Origin of the sequence: Microbacterium enclense (assembly GCF_001456955.1) — a bacterium.
GTDB classification, from domain to species: Bacteria; Actinomycetota; Actinomycetes; order Actinomycetales; family Microbacteriaceae; genus Microbacterium; species Microbacterium enclense.
The window spans coordinates 50,951-72,143 of sequence record NZ_KQ758468.1; the positions used below are offsets into that span (position 1 = coordinate 50,951).

Below are 21,193 nucleotides of genomic sequence, written 5' to 3' on the forward strand. Positions count from 1 at the left end.
CAGTCCGCGGCCCCTTCGTCGTGCGGGGTTCAGGCCGTCTGGCCCGAGTGCTTCCCCTCGGCGACTTCTTCGACGAGCTTCGCGTTGAACGCGGGCAGGTCGTCGGGGTTGCGGCTCGAGACCAGGCCCTGGTCGACGTGCACCTCTTCGTCGACCCAGGTCGCGCCCGCGTTGCGCAGGTCGGTCTGCAGGGTGGGGTAACTGGTGAGCGTGCGGCCTTTCAGCACGTCGGCCTCGGTGAGGATCCAGCCGCCGTGGCAGATGACGGCGACAGGCTTGTGCTGGTCGAAGAAGTCACGCGCGAACGAGACGGCATCCTTCACGATGCGGATGTCATCGGCGTTCTGCACGCCGCCGGGCAGGACCAGCGCGTCGAAGTCGCCCGCCGAGGCGCTGGACACCGACAGGTCCACCTTCTGCTCGTGGCCCTTCTCGCCGCTGATGCTGCCGTCGTTCGGCGAGACGAGCACGGCCTCGGCGCCGGCGGAGGTCACGGCCTCCCACGGGCTGGTCAGCTCGCTGTCTTCGAATCCGTCGGTGGCCAGGAAGGCGATGCGCTTGCCGCTGAGATCGGTCATGGGTCGACTCTCTCTTTCTCGATCGGGGTCGCATCCACGCTAGGAACGGGGGTCGAGCCCGGGACGGGGGTTGCGGATGCCGCCGCCTGGGGTTAGCGGCGGCGTCCGGCCCCCGTCGGCGCGCGTCGGCGTAGCATGGAGCGCATGTCTGGTGACACCGCGTCTGACACGAAGCCCGCCGAGAAGCCGCTCATCACGCTGCTGGGTGCCCCCGCCGTCGAAGCCGACGACGAGGCGCGGCCCGCATCGCAGTGCTGCGGCGGCGGCTCCTGCTCGCTCTGAAGAGGGACGTCACGGCTTCTTGAACGACGGTCGACGGCTCGCTCGGGATGAGCGGTGTTCGAGGTCGAACGTCCGCGTGGTCGCGAGAGCCGCGGCATCCTGTGCCCACGCGTGAGCAGCGCGGCACCGGATGCCGTCTGCCGGTGAACGCTCGGCATCCTGACTCGAATGCCGTCCGCCCGCCTCAGTGGGCGATCGGCGCGGTGCCCTCCGGCTGGTCGGCGGGCTTGCGGATGAGGAATGCGCCGACGATGAGCGGCACCGAGATGATCGCCGCGATCAGGAAAGCCATGCGCGTGCCCGCCGCGTCCGCCTCGAGACCGGTGCCCGACGCGGCCGAGACCGACGACATCACCGTCACGAGCAGCGCGATGCCCGCGGCCCCCGCGACCTGCTGCACGGTCCCGACGATCGCCGAGCCGTAGGAGTAGAACCGCGGTTCGAGGGAACCGAGGGATGCCGTGAACAGCGGCGTGAACGACAGGGCGAGGCCGATCATCATGACCGTCTGCACGACGATGAGCAGCACGAACGACGTGTCGGTGCCGAGGGTGGTGTAGAACCACAGGGTCGCGCTGACGACGATTGCGCCGGGGACCAGGAGGATCTGCGTTCCGAACCGGTCGTAGATGCGGCCGATGACGGGACCCGCGAGCCCCATCGCGAGAGACCCCGGCAGCACGGCGAGGCCGGTCTCGAGCGGCGTCTTCTCGAGCACCGTCTGCAGGTAGAGCGGGAGCAGGGTGATCGCGCCGAAGAACGCCAGTGACATCACGCCCAGCTGCGCGACCGACAGGGTGAAATTGCGCGAGCGGAAGACGCGCAGGTCGAGCAGCGCCGAGTCGGCGCGCTGCAGGCGCAGCTGGCGCCAGACGAAGGCCGCGAGCCCGATCACGCCGACCGCGAGCGACACGACCAGCGTGACGATCGACGCGTCGGCCGCACCGGACTCGCCGCCGTGCCCGCCGCCGATCTGGCTCAGACCGAACACGAGACCACCGAATCCGAACGCCGAGAGGATGACGCTGCTGATGTCGATCGGCGCGTTGCGGGTGTCGCCGAGGTTGTGGATCCACTTCGCGCCGACGAAGAGCGCCACCAGGGCGATCGGAAGAACGATGCCGAAGATCCAGTGCCACCCCAGCGACTGCAGCACGAGACCCGACATGGTCGGCCCGATGGCGGGCGCGAGCGCCATGACGATGCTGACCCGGCCCATCATGCGCCCGCGCTGAGCGGGCGGCACGATCGTCATGATCGTGGTCATCAACAGCGGCATCATGATCGCCGTGCCCGACGCCTGGATGACGCGCGCGACGACGAGCAGCTCGAACCCGGGGGAGAGGAACGCGACGAGCGTTCCCGCCGAGAAGAGCGACATCGCGGTGATGAAGACCTGCCGCGTCGTGAAACGCTGCAGCAGGAAACCGGTGATGGGGATGACGACGGCCATCGTCAGCATGAAGGCTGTGGTGAGCCACTGCGCGGCCACGGCGGTGATGCCGAGGTCGCGGATGAGGAACGGGATCGCGACGTTCATCGTCGTCTCGTTCAGGATCGCGACGAACGCGGCCGTGAGCAGCAGCCAGATCACCCGGCTCTGCTCGGCGGTGACGCCGGCGGCCGATGCGGCGCTGGTCGGGGCGGTGCGGATGGTGCCGGTGGCGGCCATGACGAGGTCCTATTCGTACGGGGGGCTTCGTGGCGCCACGGGGGTGACTGCGAAGAGCGGGAACGGCGCGGATCGTCGAGATATTCCGACGTCGAGGAAAAAACCGAGGGGAGGGATGCCGCAGAGGGCGAGGAACCCGATTCTATCGGCCGCCTCTGCGCGGCACCTGCCCGGAGCCGATGTCGGTGGTCGGACGTAGGCTGGCCCGCATGAACCCGGGTGGTGTGGGCGGAAGCATGTTCCGCGGCGTGGACGCCGACGTCCAGCGCCGGCAGAACGCCCAGGCGCCGCGCGTCGCGAACCTGGGCCGACGCGTGGTCGAGCTGTTCCGTCCGTATCGCTGGCGCATCGCCTTCACGGCCGTGCTGGTGGTGGTGGGTGCGGCTGTCGCCGTCATCCCGCCGCTGCTCGTGCAGCGCATCTTCGACGACGCACTGTTCCCCGTCGACGGATCGAGTCCCGACCTGCAGCTGCTCGCGGTGCTCGTCAGCGTGATGATCGCGCTGTTCCTCCTCTCGGCAGCGCTCAACGTGGGCCAGACCTGGCTCACCGCCACGGTCGGCAATCGCGTGACGGGCGACCTGCGTACGCGCCTCTTCGACCACCTGCAGTCCATGGAGCTGGGCTTCTTCACCCGCACGAAGACGGGCGTCATCCAATCGCGCCTTCAGAACGACGTCGGCGGCGTGTCGGGGGTGCTCACGAACACCGTCACGAGCATCCTGGGCAACGCCGTCACGGTGATCGCATCGCTGGTCGCGATGATCCTCATCGACTGGCGACTCACCCTCATCGCCGTCGCGCTCATGCCGTTCCTGATCTTCGTGCAGCGCCGAGTCGGGCAGGTGCGCGCGCGTATCGCCGGTGAGACGCAGGAGTCGCTGTCGGAGCTGTCGGCGATCACGCAAGAGACCCTGAGCGTCAGCGGCATCCTGCTGTCGAAGTCGTTCAACCGTCAGCGCACCGAGTCAGCGCGCTTCGACGCCGAGAACGACAACCAGGTGCATCTGCAGGTGCGCCGGGCGATGAGCGGGCAGGGGTTCTTCGCCGTCGTGCAGGTGATCATGTCGAGCGTTCCGGCGATCATCTATCTCGTGTCGGGATACCTGATCGGCGGAGGCGCCGGCGCGATCACCGCCGGCACGATCGTCGCTTTCACCACCGTGCAGGCGCGCCTGCTCATGCCCCTGATGGGTCTCATGCGCGTGGCGCTCGACGTGCAGACCTCGTCGGCGCTGTTCGCCCGCATCTTCGAGTACCTCGACCTCAAGCCGGCCATCGTCGACGTGCCCGACGCGATGCCGGTGGCGGCGGCGCCGGGCCCGATCGGCCGCATCGAGTTCCGCGATGTCGCGTTCCGCTACCCCGACGCCCCGGCGCAGGCGCGGCCCACCCTGGATGGCGTGTCGTTCACCGTCGAGCCCGGACAGCACGTCGCCTTCGTCGGACCTTCGGGCGCCGGCAAGACGACGATCCTCTACCTGACGCCCCGCATGTACGAGGCGACGGGTGGATCGGTGATGTTCTCAGGGGCCGATGTACGCACCCTGGACCGCGCATCGATCATCGACGAGATCGGCATCGTGTCGCAGGAAACCTACCTGTTCCACGCCACCGTGCGCGAGAACTTGCGCTACGCGCGGCCGGATGCCACCGACGACGAGATCGAAGCGGCGTGCCGCGCCGCGAACATCCACCACGTCATCGCCTCGTTCGAGGCGGGGTACGACACGGTCGTCGGCGAGCGCGGCTACCGCCTGTCGGGTGGCGAGAAGCAGCGCATCGCCATCGCCCGCGTGCTGCTGAAAGACCCGCCCGTGCTGCTGCTCGACGAGGCGACCAGCGCCCTCGACACCGTGTCGGAACGCATCGTGCAAGAGGCGCTCGAGAACGCGTCTCACGGCCGCACCACCCTGTCGATCGCCCACCGGCTGTCGACGGTCATCGGTGCCGACCGTATCCACGTGGTGGATGCCGGGCGCATCGTCGAATCCGGCACACACAGTGAGCTGCTGGCCGCCGGTGGCCTCTACGCCAGTCTCGCCGCCGAGCAGCTCGCCGCCTCGTTCGTGCTGGCGGAAGAGCAGCTCGACGCCGCGGGCTTCGCCCGTGCCGCGCTTCCCGCCCGCCGCGCCGACGAAGCGCCCGCGTAAACACCCCTCCGCCCCGCACCTTCGCCGCATCCCTGGTTGAACGTGTGCTGGCGCGCGCTGCGTCACTGCGGTGCCGTCGTGTGTTGGGTGAGCGTTGACTTGCGGGAAATGGTCGCGCGGGGGCCGGGTGAGGGTGCACAGGCCGCGAGTCATCGGGGTCGGCGTCGGAGTCGGCGTGCGTTGAGTTGCGGGAAGTGTTCGCGCGAGGGCTGGGTGGGCGTGCACAGGCCGCAAGTCATGTCATCGGCGTCGGGGTGGGTGTGCGTTGAGTTGCGGGGAGTGTTCGCGCGGGGGCTGGGTGGGCGTGCACAGGCCGCAAGTCATGTCATCGGCGTCGGGGTGGGTGTGCGTTGAGTTGCGGGGCGTGTTCGCGCGGGGGCTGGGTGGGCGTGCACGGGCTGCGAGTCATGTCATCGGCGTCGGGGTGGGTGTGCGTTGAGTTGCGGGGCGTGTTCGCGCGGGGGCTGGGAGGGTGTGCACAGGCCGCGAGTCATCGGGGTGGGCGCGCGTTGAGTTGCGGCAAGTGCTCGCGCGGGGGCTGGTGCGGTGGGCACGGGCCGCCAGTCATGTCATCCGGGTCGGGGTGGGTGTGTCGGGGTTGGGTGTGCGTTGAGTTGCGGGAAGTAGTCGCGCGGGGGTTGGCGGGGCCGGCATAGGCCGCAAATAACAGCCGGAGGGCCGAGGGCCGGGGGACCGGGCCCCGGGGAGGGGGGGTCCTCAGGCGGGCAGCGTCTCGACGAACGCCTCGAGCGCGATGCGGTACGCCGGGTCGGGGTGCGTCTCGGCGATGCGCAGGAGTGGAGGCAGGTCGAGCGTGCGGATGAGCGCCCCGCGTTCCTGCACCGCCGCGTCGGCTCCGGCCGCGCGCAGCAGGGCGATGCCCTCGCCGAGGGCGTCGAGGTAGTCGCGCAGCACCTCCAGTTCGGCGAGGCGCTGGGTGATGGACCCCCCGTCGCGGCGCTGCCGCCACTCGACGACCACGTCGGGCACCGCGTCGAAGGTCGTCGCGAGCGTGTACATGCGCTGCGCGAGCACCTGGTCTTCGTAGTAGCGCCCCTCGGGGAAGCGCAGGTCGTGCCGTCGCCAAAAATCGCTTCGGCTCACCTTCGACCACGCGACGATGTTCCCGGATGCCGCTGGGTGCACTGCCAGGGTCGTCCGCTCACGGGCGGGGTCGGTGGCGGCGGCGACCCACGGCTGCACGTCGCCGGCGGTGTACCCCGGGCCCTCGGCATCCGGTCGCAGACGCACATAGGCGCCGACCACGAAGTCGCTGCCCGTGCGATCGAGGGTGGCGGTGAGCCGCGCGAGGGCGTCGGGCCGCATGCGGTCGTCGGCGTCGAGGAAGGCGATGTAGGGGGTGTCGACGAGCGCCAGGCCCGTGTTGCGGGCGGCGCCGAGACCGCGCTGCGAGTCGTGTCGCACAACGCGGAACCGTGAGTCGGCGGCCGCGGCATCGGCGAAGATCCGGGCGGTCTCATCGGTCGACGCGTCGTCGACGAGCACCGCCGCCCAGTCGGGGTGCGTCTGCGCGCGGAGGGAGTCGAGCGCCTCCGAGACGTAGTCGGCGACGTCGAAGCCGGGGACGATGACGGTGACCGCGCGCGAACTCACCCGCGCGATCCTACGGCCGAAACGGCGTCCGCGACGGCGTCGGCGACCGGATCGAGGGATACCGTGATGCCGTGCGGCAGCGTGAAGCGCACTGCCGTGCGTGCGTCGTCGGGGCTGACACCGAGGGCGAGGAGCACGTGCGACGCCGCGTCGCTGCCCGCGGCGCACGCCGACCCGCTCGAGGAGACGATGCCGCGTCGCTCGAGCTCGAGCAGCACGGTCTCGCCGTTCGTGCCGGGGAAGACGAAGCTCGCCGTGCCCGGCAGTCGACGCGTCGGGTGGCCGGTGATCCGCGCACCGGGGACGAGGGCGAGCACGCGCGCGATGAAGGCGTCGCGGAGCATCGAGACGCGCGCCGCCTCGTCGACCCGCTCCGCCTCGGCGAGTTCGAGAGCGCGGGCGATGGCCACGGCCCCGGCGACATCGGGCGTGCCCGAGCGGCGCCCGCGTTCCTGCCCGCCGCCGTGCAGCAGCGGCTCGAACGGCAGGCGACCCCGCACGGCCAGGATGCCGGTGCCTTTCGGGGCGCCGATCTTGTGTCCGGCGACGGTGATGGCATCCGCTCCCAGGCCGGCGAGGGGAAGCCATCCGGCTGCCTGTACCGCGTCGAGGTGCAGCGGCACGCCGCGCTCGTGGGCGACGGCCGCGAGGGCGACGGCATCCTGGATCGTGCCGACCTCGTTGTTGGCGTATCCGATGCTCACGAGCGCCGTGTCGTCGTCCAGCGCATCGCGCAGGGCCGCGGGGGCGAGTGCGCCGGTGTGGTCGACGGGGGCGTGCGTGACCGACACGTCGTGCAGCCGCGCGAGGTAGTCGGCCGAGGCGAGTACCGATTCGTGCTCGATCGCAGTGGTGACGAGGTGTCTCCGGCGTGAGCCGAGCACCAACCCCTTGATCGCCGCGTTGTTCGACTCCGTGCCGCCGGAGGTGAACATGACGTCTCCCGCGCGCATCCCGAGCACCAGGGCGATGCGCGCCCGTGCATCGTCGAGGGCGGATGCCGCGGCCTCGCCCACCTCGTGATGGCTCGACGGGTTGCCGAAGAACCGTGTGAGGTACGGCGCCATCGCCTCGAGCACCTCGGGGCGCACGGGGGTGGTGGCGGCGTTGTCGAGGTAGAGGGTCACGCCGTCTCGATGCGGATGTCGAGTCCCAGGTCGAGAGAGGGCGCCGAGTGCGTGAGCGCACCGACCGAGATGACGTCGACGCCGGTCTCGGCGATCGCGCGCACCGTGTCGAGTGTGACACCGCCCGACGCTTCCACCTGCGCGGCTCCGGCGATGCGCGACACGCCCGCGCGCAGGTCGTCGAGCGAGAAGTTGTCGAGCATGATCGTGCCGACTCCGGCGGCGAGCACCGCGTCGATCTGGTCGAGGCGGTCGACCTCGACCTCGACGTGCGTGGTGTGGGGGAGCCGCGCGATCGCGCTTTCGAGCGCCTGCGTGACCGACATGCCCTGAGCGGTCAGCACGGCGAGGTGGTTGTCTTTGGCCATCACGGCGTCCGACAGCGAGAAGCGGTGATTGTGGCCGCCGCCGTCGCGCACGGCCTGCCGCTCGATCGCTCGAAGCCCCGGCGTCGTCTTCCGCGTGTCGACGATGCGGGCGCCGGTGTGGGCGACCTCGGCGACATAGCGGCTCGTCAGCGTGGCGATGCCCGACATGCGCTGCACGAAGTTCAGGCCGATGCGCTCGGCCGTCAGCACCGCCCGGGCGGGTCCGGTGACAACGGCCAGCGTGTCGCCGAGTGCGAAGCGTTCACCGTCGGCGACCCGCTGCTCCACGACGATTGACGGGTCGGTGAGGGTGAAGGCCGCGGCGAAGACCGCCGCCCCACTGAAGACGCCGCCGACCCGCGCGACGAGCGCGGCGCGCGCCGTGGCCGACGCGGGGATGAGTGTCTCGCTGGTGAGATCGCCCCACGGTGCGTCCTCCTCGAGGGCGGCGGAGACGACACGGTCGATGGCGGCACGGGTCAGCATGCGAGGGCCTCCTCGGGCGCGGGGGTGAATGCCGGGGCGACGGCGCGGGCGGCGTCGGGAAGCGCGTCGGCGACGGGTGGACCTGCCGCGTCGGGCGTCGAATGTGCACCGGATGCCAGGGCGCCGGTGACGGGTGAGCGGACCGGGTCAGGGGAAAGGGCACCAGATGCCACGGCGTCGGCGACGGGTGAGCCGGCCGCATCGGGGGAAGGTGCACCGGATGCCGCGGCGCCGGCCCGTGTCAGAACGGTCGAGGTCGCGGCATCCGGCGCATCAGAGCGGAAGTGCGCCCCGACCGAGACCGTGCGCGCGCGGGCGGCGGCGACGACATGGGTGGCGACGAGGAGCAGGTTCTCGTCCTCGATCGAGCGGGGAGCGGATTCGGCGCTCCAGGCGGCGAGCACGCCGGCGGCTCGGGCGAGCCCGGCGGCGTCGCGTACGAGGCCCGCTTCGGCCCACATGAGCTGCTGCAGCGCCGCGCGCGAGAACGCCGGGGCGTCGCCCGTGGCCGGAGCGCCCGCGGCTCGACCGTTCGCGTCCGCGCGCTCTGCATCGCCGGTGGGCCGTGAGACGCCGCCGGTGGCCGGTGAGACGCCGGTGCCCGGTGAGACGGCGCCGGTGGGCCAGACGCCCCCGCTCGCCACCGCATCGCCCGCTCGTGCGCCGAAGACCGCACCCTCGAGCAGGGAATTGGATGCCAGTCGGTTCGCGCCGTGCACACCCGTGCGCGCCGTCTCACCGACCGCGTACAGTCCCGGCACCGTGGTCTGCCCGACGAGGTCGGTCACGACACCGCCCATCAGGTAGTGCGCCGCCGGGGTCACCGGGATCGGCTCGCGCGCCCAGTCGAGACCGCGCTCGCGCACGGCGGCGTCGATCGTGGGGAAGCGTTCGCCGAGACGTTCCGGGCCCAGCGCGGTGGCATCGAGGCGCACCGGTCGTCCGCCTTGGGCGGCCATGGCGCGCGCGTTCGCACGGGCGACGACGTCGCGCGGGGCGAGCTCGCCGTCGGGGTGCGCGTCGAAGCAGAAGCGGCGCCCCGCGTCGTCGACGAGCGTCGCGCCCTCACCCCGCACCGCCTCCGACACCAGGAACGCCGCACCGACCGCGAGCGCGGTGGGGTGGAACTGCACGAACTCCAGATCGGCGACGGCCGCGCCGGCGCGCAGGGCGGCGGCGATCCCGTCGCCGGTCGCCCCCGCGGGGTTGGTCGTGTGGGCGTAGAGCTGCCCGGCACCGCCGGTCGCGAGGATGACGGCGTCGGTGTCGAGGCGCTCGCCGCCGTCGAGCTCGACACCGACGACCCGCCCGTTGCGCAGCACGAGATCGCGCAGCAGCGCGTGCTCGCGCACGACGATTCCGGCCGAGCGCACCGCCATGCCGAGCGCTGCCTGGATCTCCGCGCCGGTCGCATCGCCCCCGGCATGCAGCACGCGGGCGACGGCGTGGGCGGCTTCGAGACCGCGCGCGAAGTCACCGTCGGCCGCGCGGTCGAACGCGACGCCTCGCGCGACGAGCTCGGCGATGCGCCGGGGGCCCTCACCCACCAGCACGTTCACGGCGGCGGGGTCGTTGAGCCCCGCGCCGGCGGTCATCGTGTCGTTCGCGTGCGAGGCGACGGTGTCGGAGGGGTCGGTCACCGCGGCGACGCCGCCCTGTGCCCAGCGGGTGTTGGTGTCGGACAGCGCGCCCTTCGTCACGACCGTGACGCGGCATCCGTTCTCCGCCGCGTGCAACGCCGCCGTGAGACCGGCGATACCGCTGCCCACCACGACGACGGTGGTCATTTCACGGCGCCGCTCGGCTTGGCCGCGAGCATGCGCTCGAGGGCGACCCGGGCGGGGTCGGCGACATCGGCCGGCACCGTGATGCGGTTGACGACCTCGCCCGCGACGAGCGACTCCAGCACCCACGCGAGGTAGCCGGGGTGGATGCGGTACATCGTGGAGCAGGGGCACACGACGGGGTCGAGGCAGAAGATCTCGTGCTGCGGGTACTGTGCGGCCAGGCGCTGCACGAGGTTGATCTCGGTGCCGATCGCGAAGGTCGTGGGCTCGGTCGCGGCGGCGATCGCCTTGCGGATGAGGTCGGTCGATCCCGCCTCGTCGGCGGCATCCACTACGTCCATCGGGCACTCCGGGTGCACGATGACACGGACGCCCGGGTGCTCTGCCCGCGCCCTGTCGATCTGGTCGACGGAGAAGCGGCGGTGCACCGAGCAGAACCCGTGCCACAGGATGACGCGGCTGTCGGCGATCTGCGCGTCGGTCGAGCCGCCGAGCGGCTTGCGGGGGTTCCACATCGGCATCTGCTCCAGCGGCACGCCCATCGCCTTCGCGGTGTTGCGGCCGAGGTGCTGGTCGGGGAAGAACAGTACGCGACGCCCGCGTGCGAACGCCCACTCGAGCACCGTGCGCGCGTTGGACGAGGTGCAGACGATGCCGCCGTGGCGGCCGACGAAGCCCTTGATGGCGGCGCTGGAGTTCATGTACGTCACCGGAATGACGGGCACGAGGCCCTCGGCATCCGGGGTCTCGAGGTCGCCGAGCACGTCGGCGAGCTGTTCCCAGCACTCCTCGACCTGGTCGATGTCGGCCATGTCGGCCATCGAGCAGCCCGCGGCGAGGTTGGGCAGGATGACGGCCTGATCGGGCGTCGACAGCAGGTCGGCGGTCTCGGCCATGAAGTGCACCCCGCAGAAGACGATGGCCTCGGCCTGGGGGTGCTCGAGTGCGGCGTTGGCGAGCTGGAACGAGTCGCCGACGTAATCGGCGTGACGCACCACCTCTTCGCGCTGGTAGAAGTGCCCGAGCACCACGACGCGGTCACCGAGCGCGGCCTTGGCGGCGCGGATGCGCGCGTCGAGCTCGTCGTCGGACGCGTCGCGGTACTCCTGCGGCAGCTCGCCCTGGCGGGGCGCGCCGGTGGGGATGACGTCACCCATCGACGAGCCCGGGCCGTAGCCGGGGCGGGTGTCGAAGTCCCAGGGGCCGACGGCGAGGTCGGTGGTGCAGGTGGCGTCGGTCGAGGCACCGGCGACGATCGCCTGGATGGCGTGGTCGACGCTGGGGTCGATCGCCGGACGGGGCTGCAGGGTGAGGGGTGTGGCGGCCATGGGCGTTCCGATCAGTGACGGGTGGGGAGCGGGCCGCGGTCGGCGAGCTCCACATCGCGGTTGTAACGGTAGAGACGTGCGGGGCGGTGGCTCCCGGTGCGGAAGCGGTCCGTCGGGATGAGCGTGTCGGACGTGTCGACCTGGCGGCGGAAGTTCGCCGGGTCGAGGCGCTTGCCGAGGATCGTCTCGTTCACTTCGCGCAGGTCGGCGAGGGTGAACTCGTCAGGCAGCAGGCCGTGGGCGATGCGGCTGTAGCCGACCTTGTTGCGCAGGCGCCACAGCGTGTACTCGACGATGTCGTTGTGGTCGAAGGCCAGCCGCGGAAGGTCGGTCGCGTCGAACCACTCGACGTTCTCGGGGGCGTCGCCGCTGCGCGCGTGCGCCGCGACCTGCGCGTCGACCTCGTCGGAGCGCAGCAGCGCCCAGTACACGATCGACACGACGCGCGTGGGGGAGCGGTCGACGGCGCCGAAGGCGTAGAGCTGCTCGAGGTAGCTCGGTGTGAGTCCGGTGGTCTCGGCGAGGGTGCGGGATGCCGCGACGTCGAGCTCCTCGGTCGCGTCGAGCCAGCCGCCGGGGAGCGCCCACCGTCCGTCGAACGGGTCGCGCGTGCGGCGGACGAGGGGGAGCGACAGCACCGGCTCGTCGTGCGCGTCGCGGCGGACGCTGAAGATGACGGTCGACACCGCGACGCGCACGTCGGCGTCGCGGGACTCGGGCTGAGGGGTTCGTGTCATGGTGACCATATCTCTGGAATCGATCTTAGTGTCACTCCGACCCGAAGGACGAATCCGGTGCGGATCGCCGGGTTCGTGGTGCGCCCCGGGGTTTGGTGCGGATTCGGCCGGTTGGGGCGGGAATGGCCCGCCCCGAGGTGCGGAATCCGCCCCGAACCGTCGAACGCGCGGGAGCCGCCGCGGTCAGCGCGTCGAAAGGGTTCTCCCAGACGCGCGGCCTAGCGTGGGGATCGGATTCAGGAGGTCGGATGCCGATCATCGACATCGTTCTGATCGCCCTGTTGGTGATCGCGCTCATCACGGGTCTCTCGCGCGGGTTTCTCGCCACGATCGGCTTCTTCGCCGGCCTCGCCCTGGGCGCCGTCGCCGCGTACTGGGCCACCCCGTTCGTCGGGCAGTGGGTCACCTCGCCGTCGTGGCGCGGCCCCGCGATGATCGTCACCGGCATCCTGCTCCTGTTGATCGGGTCGGGACTGGGGACGGCCGTCGGCGGAGTCTTCCGTCGCGGTGCCGACCGCATCAAGCTCCGCGTGCCCGAGCGGCTGCTCGGCGGGCTCGTCAACACCGCCGCCGCCGCGCTCGCCATCTCTTTCGTCGCCGGGTCGCTGACCCCCGCGGGCGTTCCCGTCGTCTCGGCGGCGCTGGGATCGTCCGCCGTCGTGCGCACCATCGACGACCTCACGCCCGCTCCCGTGCGCGGGGCGCTCGCCGATCTGCGCGGTTCCGTCTTCGCCGAGGGCATTCCCCGCCTCGGGCAGCTGATCCAGATCGGCCCTGTGCCGAGCACGCCCGAGATCGCACTCGACGACCCTGCGCTGACGCAGGCGGCGCAGTCGGTCGCACGCATCTCGGGCACCGCCTACGCGTGCGGTGTCACCTCGAGCGGGTCGGGCTTCGTGGTGGCATCCGACCGCGTGGTCACCAACGCGCACGTCGTCGCCGGTGTCGACACCCCCGTCGTCGAACTGCCCGGACGCCCCGCCCGCGAGGGACGCGTCGTCTACTTCGACCCCACCGACGACATCGCCGTGGTGGCGGTGGACGGACTGGATGCCGCAGCCCTCCCGGTCGTGTCGACCCTCGGCGTGGGATCGTCCGCCGTGGTGCAGGGATATCCCGGCGGTGGCCCCTTCACCTCGGGGAGCGCGCAGGTGCTGTCGGAAGGAACCGTGCCCGTTCCCGACATCTACGACTCGTCGTCGTCGGCGCGCGACATCTACGCGCTCGCCGCGATCGTGCGACCGGGGAACTCCGGCGGGCCGCTGCTCACGACGAGCGGCGAGGTCGCCGGTCTCGTCTTCGCCCGCTCCGACACCGACGACAACGTCGGATACGCCATGACACCGGTCGAGCTGGAGCCGGTCATGGCGCAGATCGATGCCCTGTCGGCGCCGGTGGCATCCGGAAGCTGCACGCGGCGTTGAGCCCTTCCCGGCTTCACCCCGGTGCGGCCTGTGGATAGTTTTCGAGGTCCGCGGGCGCGTTTCTCTATCGTCGGCGCATGGCTGAGCGATACGCGATCGATGTGACCGGCTTCCTCGACCTCGCCGCGCGGACGGCCCAACGTATGGACACGTTGACCGAGGCCGTCTTCGGCGTTCTGTCCGTCGTACGGGAGATTCAGGATGCCATGGCGCCGGCACCCGATCTCGCCCGCGCATTCGCCAGAGCGGTCGATTCGTGGGTCGAGCGTGCAACGGCCTTGGCGGAGCACGGGGGAGCCGTGCTGGCCGCAGCCGAGCGCGCCGTCGCCGAGTACGTCCGCGCCGACGCCGCGATGGCCATCGACACCGAGCGTGCCGCGCAGACGCGGGGCCACGGGCGCTGGAGGGTGTCGTGATCGACGCTCGCATCGAGGTGCCCGAGGTTCCTGTCCGTGCCGACGACCTCGACGACGCATCCCATCGCTTACGCGGTCGGGCGTGGGCTGTCGCGCCCGCGGCCCAGCAGGTCGTCGTGGGCTGGTCAGACCTGCGATCACGGTACGACGCACCAGAGGCGGCGGATCTCGTCGAGCGGATGGCGATCGTCGAAAAGGGCAGCGCCCAAACGAGTGAGGCGTTCACTCGCGTGGGTGAGGTACTGGACGAACTCATCGACGCGCTGCGCCTGCTCGAGAAACGCCGGGCGGCCGTCGTCGACGACAGCGAGTCGGCGATGGCCGGCGGAGAGTCCGCGGGCGTCGAGCTGTCGATTGCGCGCCTGCGCGCAGACATCGCCGAAGTGCTCGACCAGACCTGTCGCGACCTCGGAGGTCTCGCAGCACCGCCACCCCTGCCCCTGGCCGCCGACGGGGGCGCAGTCGTGCCCGTCGGTCCTCGGGTCACCTGGCAGATGCGAACGGAGCAGGCCGCGAGCGAGGTGCTGCTCGCCCCGCTGGTCGAGGCCGCCCGCGGCGGCGCCGGTCGGGTGAGAGCCATCCTCGCCGCGCACCCGGAGTGGGCAGAGCGCATCCGTCAGCGTCCTCCCGCAGCGCGCGCCGTTCGTGACTGGTGGGCCGCCCTTCCTCCGGAGACGCGGTCCGCCCTGACACACGGCGCCGCCGGCGTGGTCGGCGCTCTCGGGGGCGTGCCGCCTCTCGACCGTGTCGCGGCGAACCGCGTCGTCGCTCAGGATCGACTGCCGACCGTCCGCCGAGAGATCGAGCGTCTCGACGCGCTGTTGTCGGAGGGCGCGACGGCCACGTTGCAGGCAGAACGTCGAAGCGCGCTCGACCGCCTGAACGCCGAACGCGACTACCTTCGACGCGTCGTGGCGGGCGACGTGCAACTCGTGCTGTACCAGCCGGACGAGAACCGCATCGCCGAGATGATCGGCACCCCGGGCGCCGACACCCGTCGAGTGCTGACGTACGTGCCGGGGACGTTTACGTCGGTGGAGAGTTTCTACGAGGGCGGAGCGCAGGACCTCGCTCAATGGCTCTTCACACAAGACCGCGGCACAGTCGCATTCGTATGGAAAGGCGCGGACTTCCCGGGCGACGACGGTGATTCAGGGCCGACTGAGCAGGCGGTCGGAATCCTGGAGGCCAATGATCAGCAACGTGCTCGTGACGCCGGTGAGCGCCTCGCACGGTTCGTGCAGGAGATGCGGATCGACCCCCCTATCGCGGCAGCACGTCAGATTGCGGGCGGTTACAGCTGGGGCCTCGTGCCAGTCACAAGCTCGGAACTCGCCGGCGCCCACTACGACGCTGTTCATTCATTCGCGGGGGCCTGGGTGCCGGAGGGATGGGTCGCCAACGGCGTGACGACATACTCCCATTGGAGCTACACCGACTTCCTATCGATGGCGCAGGACGCGGGTTTGGTTGGGAGCGGCCGCAATCCCGACGTGACGCCCGGATTCGTAAGCCGTATCTACGATCGGCCCGGCGACTATGACGTGCGCCTCGGCAGCGAGCTTGCGCCGTTCCTCGATCCGAACGGACCGTCCTTGCGAATCTCAACGACTCCGTTCGAGAATCACCAACTGATCGTGTCCGATCGAGCGGAGAACCGGCTCGCGCTCGACGATATCCGCGACGCGGTACTGGAGACGAAGAAGTGAAAATCGCCCGCATTGGTTTGACCGTCATCCTTCCGCTATCCCTGTCGGGGTGCTTCATTGGCGCGAACAACGTCGACGAAGACCTATCGCTGCCGGACGCGAAAGCGCGCACGCAGGCCGTCGAACGTCAGATCGCCGATGCGTTGCCGGGCGACCTCGTCGTTTCAATTGATCAGAACGAGACGGGCTCATTTCTCTCGTGCACTAGCGACGGAGGGGAACAGTGGGCCGGCGGTCTCACGGCACGGGTTCAAGCAGGTGCGTCGGCTGAGCAGCTCCTCGAACCTGTTAGCAAGGAGTTCGAGGCCGAGAAAGACATGTCATCCCAGCGATGGCAGCGTGACGGTGATGACATCGTCGAGATCGTCGGTCTGCATCAGTCATCGTGGATCGTTCGTTACGCACCCGACCGTGAGGAAGTGCACGTTTCGTCGTTCTCTCCGTGCATTCGTCTGCCCGAGGGCGTATGGCGCGGCGACACCTACTAGGTATGGAGGTGGACGATCTGTCGCGCGATCTCGACATCGCTGTCCCCCGGGGCTGTGCCCCACCCAGCGCTCCGGTAGGCTGACCGCACAAGTCCACACCGGCCCCATGATCGATGCGGGAGAGCTCCGGCGCACGCAGCCGGGCACCGAAGGAGCAAGCCTCCCCGCCAATCTCTCAGGTACGCGTACCGCGTCGATCGGGCCACTCTGGAAAGTGATCCGGGTGCACAGCGCCCGATCCGCCGACGGTGAAAGCCGCGTGAGAACGCGGCGAAACTCTCAGGCCCATGACAGAGGGGGAGTTCTTCAGGCGTCGACCGGCGTCTGTCCGTCATCGCGAACGGCAGAACTCATGACCGAAACCCCCGCTCCACCGCGCACGTCGCCGCTGCACGACAGGCACGAAGCCCTCGGTGCCTCGTTCACCGACTTCGGCGGCTGGAACATGCCCGTGCGCTACACCTCCGACCTCGCCGAGCACCGCGCCGTGCGCGAAACCGCCGGCCTGTTCGACATCTCGCACATGGCCGAGTTCGTCGTCGCCGGCCCGCGGGCCGCGGCATTCCTCGACTACGTGCTCGCCGGCCGCCTGTCGACGATGAAGGTCGGCAAGGCGAAGTACTCGCTCGTGCTGGCGGCGAGCGGCGGCATCGTCGACGACGTCATCGTCTACCGCACGGGGCCGCAGAGCTTCCTGGTCATCTCGAACGCCGGGAACCGGGATGCCGTGGCGGCGGCGCTCGGCGCGGCGCAGCGCACGTGGGCACCGGCGTCGGACGCTTCGACAGGCTCAGCGACCGCCGCTTCCGCCGCCGCCGCTTCGACAGGCTCAGCGACCGCCGCTTCCGCCGCCGACGCTTCGACAGGCTCAGCGACCGCCGCTTCCGCCGCCGCCGCTTCGACAGGCTCAGCGACCGTCGCCTCCTCCGCCGACGCTTCGACAGGCTCAGCGACCTCCGCCCCCGCCACCGCCGCTGCTCACGCCACCTCTGCTGACGCCGCGGCCGCGGTCCCTGAGCCCGTCGAAGGGACCTCGCCCCGCTCCTTCGCCGTCGTCGCCGGCTCCACCGGCCTCCGCGTCGAAGACGTCACCGACTCGTACGCCCTCATCGCCCTGCAGGGGCCTGAGGCCCGCGGCATCCTGGGCTCCATTCCGGGGGTCGAGATCACCGGCACCCCGCTCGACGAGCTCGGGTACTACGCGTGGACCGAGGGTGTGTTCGAGGGTGCCTCGCTGTTCGTCGCCCGCACCGGGTACACCGGCGAAGACGGCTACGAGCTGATGATCCCCACCGCGCAGGCCGGCGCCCTGTGGGATGCCGTCCTCGCGAGCGGGAGGGACGCGGGTCTCGTGCCGTGCGGTCTCGCCGCGCGCGACACGCTGCGCCTCGAGGCCGGGATGCCGCTCTACGGCCACGAGCTCTCGCGTGACATCGTCCCCGCGCAGGCCGGCCTCGGTCGCGTCGTCGCCGTCGACAAGCCGGCGTTCGTCGGAAAGGACGGCCTCTCGTCCGCACCGGGCGATGCCCCCGTGCTCGTCGGTCTCGTCGCGCAGGGACGCCGCGCCGGCCGCGCCGGCTATGCCGTGCTGCACGGCGACGACGTCGTCGGCGGGATCACGAGCGGCGCCCTCAGCCCCACCCTCGGCCACCCTGTCGCGATGGCGTTCGTCGCCCCCGCGGCATCCGACCCCGGAACCGAACTGACCATCGACGTGCGCGGAACCCGCATTCCCGCGACCGTCACCGCCCTTCCCTTCTACCGGAGAAACGCATGACCGACCTCACCGCCCTCAGCTACACCTCCGAGCACGAGTGGATCGCCGTCGACGGCGACATCGCCACCGTGGGGATCACCGACTTCGCCGCCGAGAAGCTCGGCGACGTCGTCTTCGTCGAGCTTCCCGGTGCCGACTCCGCGGTCACCGCGGGCGACGTCTGCGGCGAGATCGAGTCGACGAAGTCGGTCGGTGAGCTGTACGCCCCGCTCACCGGCACGATCGTCGAGGTCAACGACGCGGTCGTCGACGACCCTTCCCTGGTCAACGCCGAGCCCTTCGCCGGCGGGTGGCTCATCAAGATCCGCGTCGAGGGCGACCTGCCCACCGACCTGCTCGACCGTGCCGCATACGAGGACCTCACCGCATGACCTCCGTCCTTCCTCCGCGCACCGCGGCCGCGGTTCCGGCGGCGTTCACCGACCGCCACATCGGCATCGGTCCCGACGCCCAGGCGCGCATGCTCGAGGTCGTCGGGTACGACAGCGTCGAGGCGCTCGTCGAGACCGCCGTCCCGGCATCCATCCACGTCCAGCCCCGCGCGACGAGCTCGATCCCTCCCGCGGCGACCGAGGCCGAGGCGCTCGCCGAACTCCGCGAGCTCGCGACCGCCAACCGCTCGGCGCGACCCCTGATCGGCCTCGGCTACTACGACACGTTCACGCCGTCGGTGATCGCGCGGAACGTGCTCGAGAACCCGTCGTGGTACACCGCGTACACGCCCTACCAGCCAGAGATCTCGCAGGGCCGGCTCGAGGCGCTCATCAACTTCCAGACGATGGTCACCGACCTCACGGGTCTCGCCACGGCGAACGCCTCGATGCTCGACGAGTCCACCGCGGTCGTCGAGGGCATGCTCGTCGCCCGCCGGGCGTCGAAGGCGAAGACCGACGTCTTCCTCGTCGACGTCGACGCCCTGCCCCAGACCAAGGCGCTGCTGCACCACCGCGCGGCGGCCGTCGGCATCCGGATCGAAGAGACCTCGTTCGCCGGCGACCTGCCCGAGGCGTTCGGCGCCTTCGTGCAGTACCCCGGCGCCACCGGTCGCGTGTGGGACTTCTCGGCCGTCGCCGAGGCGGTGCACGCCGCGGGCGGTCTCGTCGTGGCCGCCGCCGACCTGCTCGCGCTGACCCTGCTGCGCTCGCCCGGCGCGCTCGGCGCCGACGTCGCGGTGGGCACGACCCAGCGCTTCGGCGTCCCGCTCGGCTTCGGCGGTCCGCACGCGGGCTACATGGCCGTGCGCGCGGGTCTCGAACGTCAGCTGCCGGGGCGTCTGGTCGGTGTGTCTCAGGATGCCGTCGGCGCCCCCGCCTACCGCCTGTCGCTGCAGACGCGTGAGCAGCACATCCGCCGGGAGAAGGCCACGTCCAACATCTGCACCGCCCAGGTGCTGCTGGCCGTTATAGCCGCGATGTACGCCGTGTACCACGGGCCCGACGGGCTGCGCGCGATCGCGACGCGGGTCGCACAGAAGGCCGACGCCCTGGCATCCGCTCTGCGTTCGTACGATCTGACGCTTGCGAGCGACGCGTTCTTCGACACCGTGCGCGTGCACGTCCCCGGCCGCGCGCACGACGTGGTCGACCGTGCCCGCGAGCGCGGATACCAGTTGCTCTGGGTCGACGACGTGACCGTGGGCGTCTCGGTCGACGAGACGACGACGGATGCCGACATCGCGGCCGTTCTGGACGCGTTCGGCCTGTCGAACGTCGAGCTCGGCGAGGGCGAGGCGCTGCGCGGCGTCGACGGCGCCCTGCACCGGGACGACGAGTACCTCACCCACCCGGTCTTCCACGCGCACCGCAGCGAGACGGCGATGATGCGCTACCTCAAGTCGCTCGCCGACCGCGACTACGCGCTCGACCGCGGCATGATCCCGCTGGGCTCGTGCACGATGAAGCTCAACGCGGCGACCGAGATGGCGGCGGTGTCGTGGCCGGAGTTCTCGCGCGTGCACCCCTTCGCCCCCGAGGCCGACGTGCACGGCTACCTCGAGATGATCGACCAGCTCGAGCGCTGGCTCGCCGAAGTGACCGGTTACGACGCGGTGTCGCTGCAGCCGAATGCCGGTTCGCAGGGCGAGCTGGCGGGGCTTCTCGCGATCCGTGGCTACCACCTCGCGAACGGCGACATCGAGCGCACGGTGTGTCTCATCCCGTCGTCGGCGCACGGCACCAACGCCGCATCGGCCATCCTCGCCGGGATGAAGGTCGTCGTCGTCGCGTGCGACGAAGCCGGCAACGTCGACCTCGGCGACCTGCGCGCGAAGATCGCGCAGCACGCCGATGCGCTGTCGGCCCTGATGATCACCTACCCCTCGACGCACGGGGTGTACGAGCACGACGTGCTCGAGATCACGCAGGCCGTGCACGACGCCGGCGGACAGGTGTACGTCGACGGCGCGAACCTCAACGCTCTGCTCGGCTTCGCCCGCTTCGGCGACCTGGGCGGCGACGTGTCGCACCTCAACCTGCACAAGACGTTCGCGATCCCGCACGGTGGCGGCGGCCCCGGTGTCGGTCCCGTCGCGGCCAAGGCGCATCTCGCGCCGTACCTGCCGTCGCACCCGTTCTCGCAGCGCGCCGACCACGCGGGCGGCACGTTCGACGGTGGTCCCGTGTCGGCGGCTCCGCACGGCTCCGCCGGCATCCTGCCCATCTCGTGGGCCTACGTGCGCATGATGGGCGCGGAGGGCCTGCGCCAGGCGACCGCCGCGGCCGTGCTCTCGGCCAACTACATCGCCGTGCGTCTGCGCGAGCACTACCCGGTGCTGTACGCCGGGGAGGGCGGGCTCGTCGCGCACGAGTGCATCCTCGACCTGCGTCCGCTCAAGGAGCAGACCGGCGTCACCGTCGACGACGTCGCAAAGCGTCTCATCGACTACGGCTTCCACGCCCCGACGATGTCGTTCCCGGTGGCCGGCACCCTCATGGTCGAGCCCACCGAGAGCGAGGACCTCGCCGAGCTCGACCGGTTCGTGGATGCCATGATCGCGATCAAGCGCGAGGCCCTCGCCGTCGCCGCGGGAGAGTGGCCCGCCGACGACAATCCCCTCGTGAACGCCCCGCACACTGCCGAGACGGTGGTCGTGGGGAAGTGGGGGCACCCCTACTCCCGCGAGACGGCGGTGTACCCCGTGCGCTCGCTGATCCGCGGCAAGTACTGGCCGCCGGTGCGACGCATCGACCAGGCGTACGGCGACCGCAACCTGGTCTGCTCGTGCCCGCCTCCCGAGGCGTTCGCCTGA

Annotated in this window: 17 protein-coding genes and 2 riboswitches; of the genes, 9 read left to right on the forward strand and 8 right to left on the reverse strand. The window is 70.7% G+C overall.

What is annotated here, in order from left to right; translation table 11 throughout:
• Positions 1-29: 29 nt before the first annotated feature.
• Positions 30-578 carry a type 1 glutamine amidotransferase domain-containing protein gene (locus AS029_RS03675; protein WP_058231258.1) on the reverse strand — a complete coding sequence of 183 codons (549 nt, stop codon included), beginning with the start codon at positions 576-578 and terminating at the stop codon, positions 30-32.
• Between the two features lie 144 nt (positions 579-722).
• On the opposite strand from AS029_RS03675, the gene AS029_RS17500 reads away from it, so the two are divergent.
• The gene (locus tag AS029_RS17500; protein WP_167345225.1) at positions 723-860 is read left to right on the forward strand and encodes a hypothetical protein; all 138 of its coding nucleotides are present in this window, start codon (positions 723-725) and stop codon (positions 858-860) included.
• A 184-nt stretch (positions 861-1,044) separates the two neighbouring features.
• Here the strand turns inward: AS029_RS17500 and AS029_RS03680 are convergent, their stop codons facing one another.
• Positions 1,045-2,532, reverse strand: coding sequence for an MDR family MFS transporter (locus AS029_RS03680; RefSeq protein ID WP_058231259.1), 1,488 nt, complete (start codon positions 2,530-2,532; stop codon positions 1,045-1,047).
• A gap of 209 nt (positions 2,533-2,741) precedes the next feature.
• Between AS029_RS03680 and AS029_RS03685 the strand changes: the two genes are divergently transcribed.
• The gene (locus AS029_RS03685; RefSeq protein ID WP_058231260.1) at positions 2,742-4,685 is read left to right on the forward strand and encodes an ABC transporter ATP-binding protein; all 1,944 of its coding nucleotides are present in this window, start codon (positions 2,742-2,744) and stop codon (positions 4,683-4,685) included.
• 717 nt (positions 4,686-5,402) lie between these two features.
• Here the strand turns inward: AS029_RS03685 and AS029_RS03690 are convergent.
• The 6 genes from AS029_RS03690 to AS029_RS03715 are packed head-to-tail and all read right to left on the reverse strand — an operon-like array spanning position 5,403 to position 12,132.
• Positions 5,403-6,299, reverse strand: a complete 897-nt coding sequence (locus AS029_RS03690; protein ID WP_058231261.1) for a glycosyltransferase family 2 protein — start codon at positions 6,297-6,299, stop codon at positions 5,403-5,405.
• Complete coding sequence (locus AS029_RS03695) at positions 6,296-7,426, reverse strand: cysteine desulfurase family protein (protein ID WP_074615839.1); 1,131 nt, start codon at positions 7,424-7,426, stop codon at positions 6,296-6,298. Before AS029_RS03695 ends, AS029_RS03690 begins: the two co-directional genes overlap by 4 nt.
• On the reverse strand, positions 7,423-8,280 hold the full coding sequence (gene nadC / locus AS029_RS03700; protein ID WP_058231262.1) for a carboxylating nicotinate-nucleotide diphosphorylase: 858 nt from the start codon (positions 8,278-8,280) through the stop codon (positions 7,423-7,425). Before nadC ends, AS029_RS03695 begins: the two co-directional genes overlap by 4 nt.
• Positions 8,274-10,067 (reverse strand): L-aspartate oxidase, encoded by a 1,794-nt coding sequence (gene nadB / locus AS029_RS03705; RefSeq protein ID WP_217630056.1) that lies wholly within the window; start codon positions 10,065-10,067, stop codon positions 8,274-8,276. Before nadB ends, nadC begins: the two co-directional genes overlap by 7 nt.
• Positions 10,064-11,395 (reverse strand): quinolinate synthase NadA, encoded by a 1,332-nt coding sequence (gene nadA, locus AS029_RS03710; RefSeq protein ID WP_058231263.1) that lies wholly within the window; start codon positions 11,393-11,395, stop codon positions 10,064-10,066. The genes nadB and nadA overlap by 4 nt, the downstream gene beginning before the upstream one ends.
• Before the next feature lie 11 nt (positions 11,396-11,406).
• Positions 11,407-12,132: an NUDIX hydrolase gene (locus AS029_RS03715; RefSeq protein ID WP_058231635.1), complete on the reverse strand. Its 726-nt coding sequence runs from the start codon at positions 12,130-12,132 to the stop codon at positions 11,407-11,409.
• A 248-nt stretch (positions 12,133-12,380) separates the two neighbouring features.
• Here AS029_RS03715 and AS029_RS03720 point away from each other — a divergent pair, with 248 nt between their 5' ends.
• The 7 genes from AS029_RS03720 to gcvP all read left to right on the forward strand — a co-directional run bounded on the left by AS029_RS03720 (position 12,381) and on the right by gcvP (position 21,193).
• Positions 12,381-13,556, forward strand: coding sequence for a MarP family serine protease (locus AS029_RS03720; protein ID WP_058231264.1), 1,176 nt, complete (start codon positions 12,381-12,383; stop codon positions 13,554-13,556).
• 77 nt (positions 13,557-13,633) lie between these two features.
• The gene (locus tag AS029_RS03725) at positions 13,634-13,972 is read left to right on the forward strand and encodes a DUF6507 family protein (RefSeq protein WP_058231265.1); all 339 of its coding nucleotides are present in this window, start codon (positions 13,634-13,636) and stop codon (positions 13,970-13,972) included.
• The gene (locus tag AS029_RS03730) at positions 13,969-15,681 is read left to right on the forward strand and encodes a serine/threonine-protein kinase (RefSeq protein WP_058231266.1); all 1,713 of its coding nucleotides are present in this window, start codon (positions 13,969-13,971) and stop codon (positions 15,679-15,681) included. Before AS029_RS03725 ends, AS029_RS03730 begins: the two co-directional genes overlap by 4 nt.
• The gene (locus tag AS029_RS03735) at positions 15,678-16,169 is read left to right on the forward strand and encodes a hypothetical protein (protein WP_139168010.1); all 492 of its coding nucleotides are present in this window, start codon (positions 15,678-15,680) and stop codon (positions 16,167-16,169) included. The genes AS029_RS03730 and AS029_RS03735 overlap by 4 nt, the downstream gene beginning before the upstream one ends.
• A 106-nt stretch (positions 16,170-16,275) precedes the next feature.
• Positions 16,276-16,370, forward strand: a riboswitch (glycine riboswitch).
• A riboswitch (glycine riboswitch) is annotated at positions 16,371-16,473 on the forward strand.
• 48 nt (positions 16,474-16,521) lie between these two features.
• Complete coding sequence (locus tag AS029_RS03740) at positions 16,522-17,946, forward strand: glycine cleavage system aminomethyltransferase GcvT (RefSeq protein WP_058231268.1); 1,425 nt, start codon at positions 16,522-16,524, stop codon at positions 17,944-17,946.
• Positions 17,943-18,317 (forward strand): glycine cleavage system protein GcvH, encoded by a 375-nt coding sequence (gene gcvH, locus AS029_RS03745; protein ID WP_058231269.1) that lies wholly within the window; start codon positions 17,943-17,945, stop codon positions 18,315-18,317. The genes AS029_RS03740 and gcvH overlap by 4 nt, the downstream gene beginning before the upstream one ends.
• Positions 18,314-21,193: an aminomethyl-transferring glycine dehydrogenase gene (gene gcvP, locus AS029_RS03750; RefSeq protein WP_058231270.1), complete on the forward strand. Its 2,880-nt coding sequence runs from the start codon at positions 18,314-18,316 to the stop codon at positions 21,191-21,193. The genes gcvH and gcvP overlap by 4 nt, the downstream gene beginning before the upstream one ends.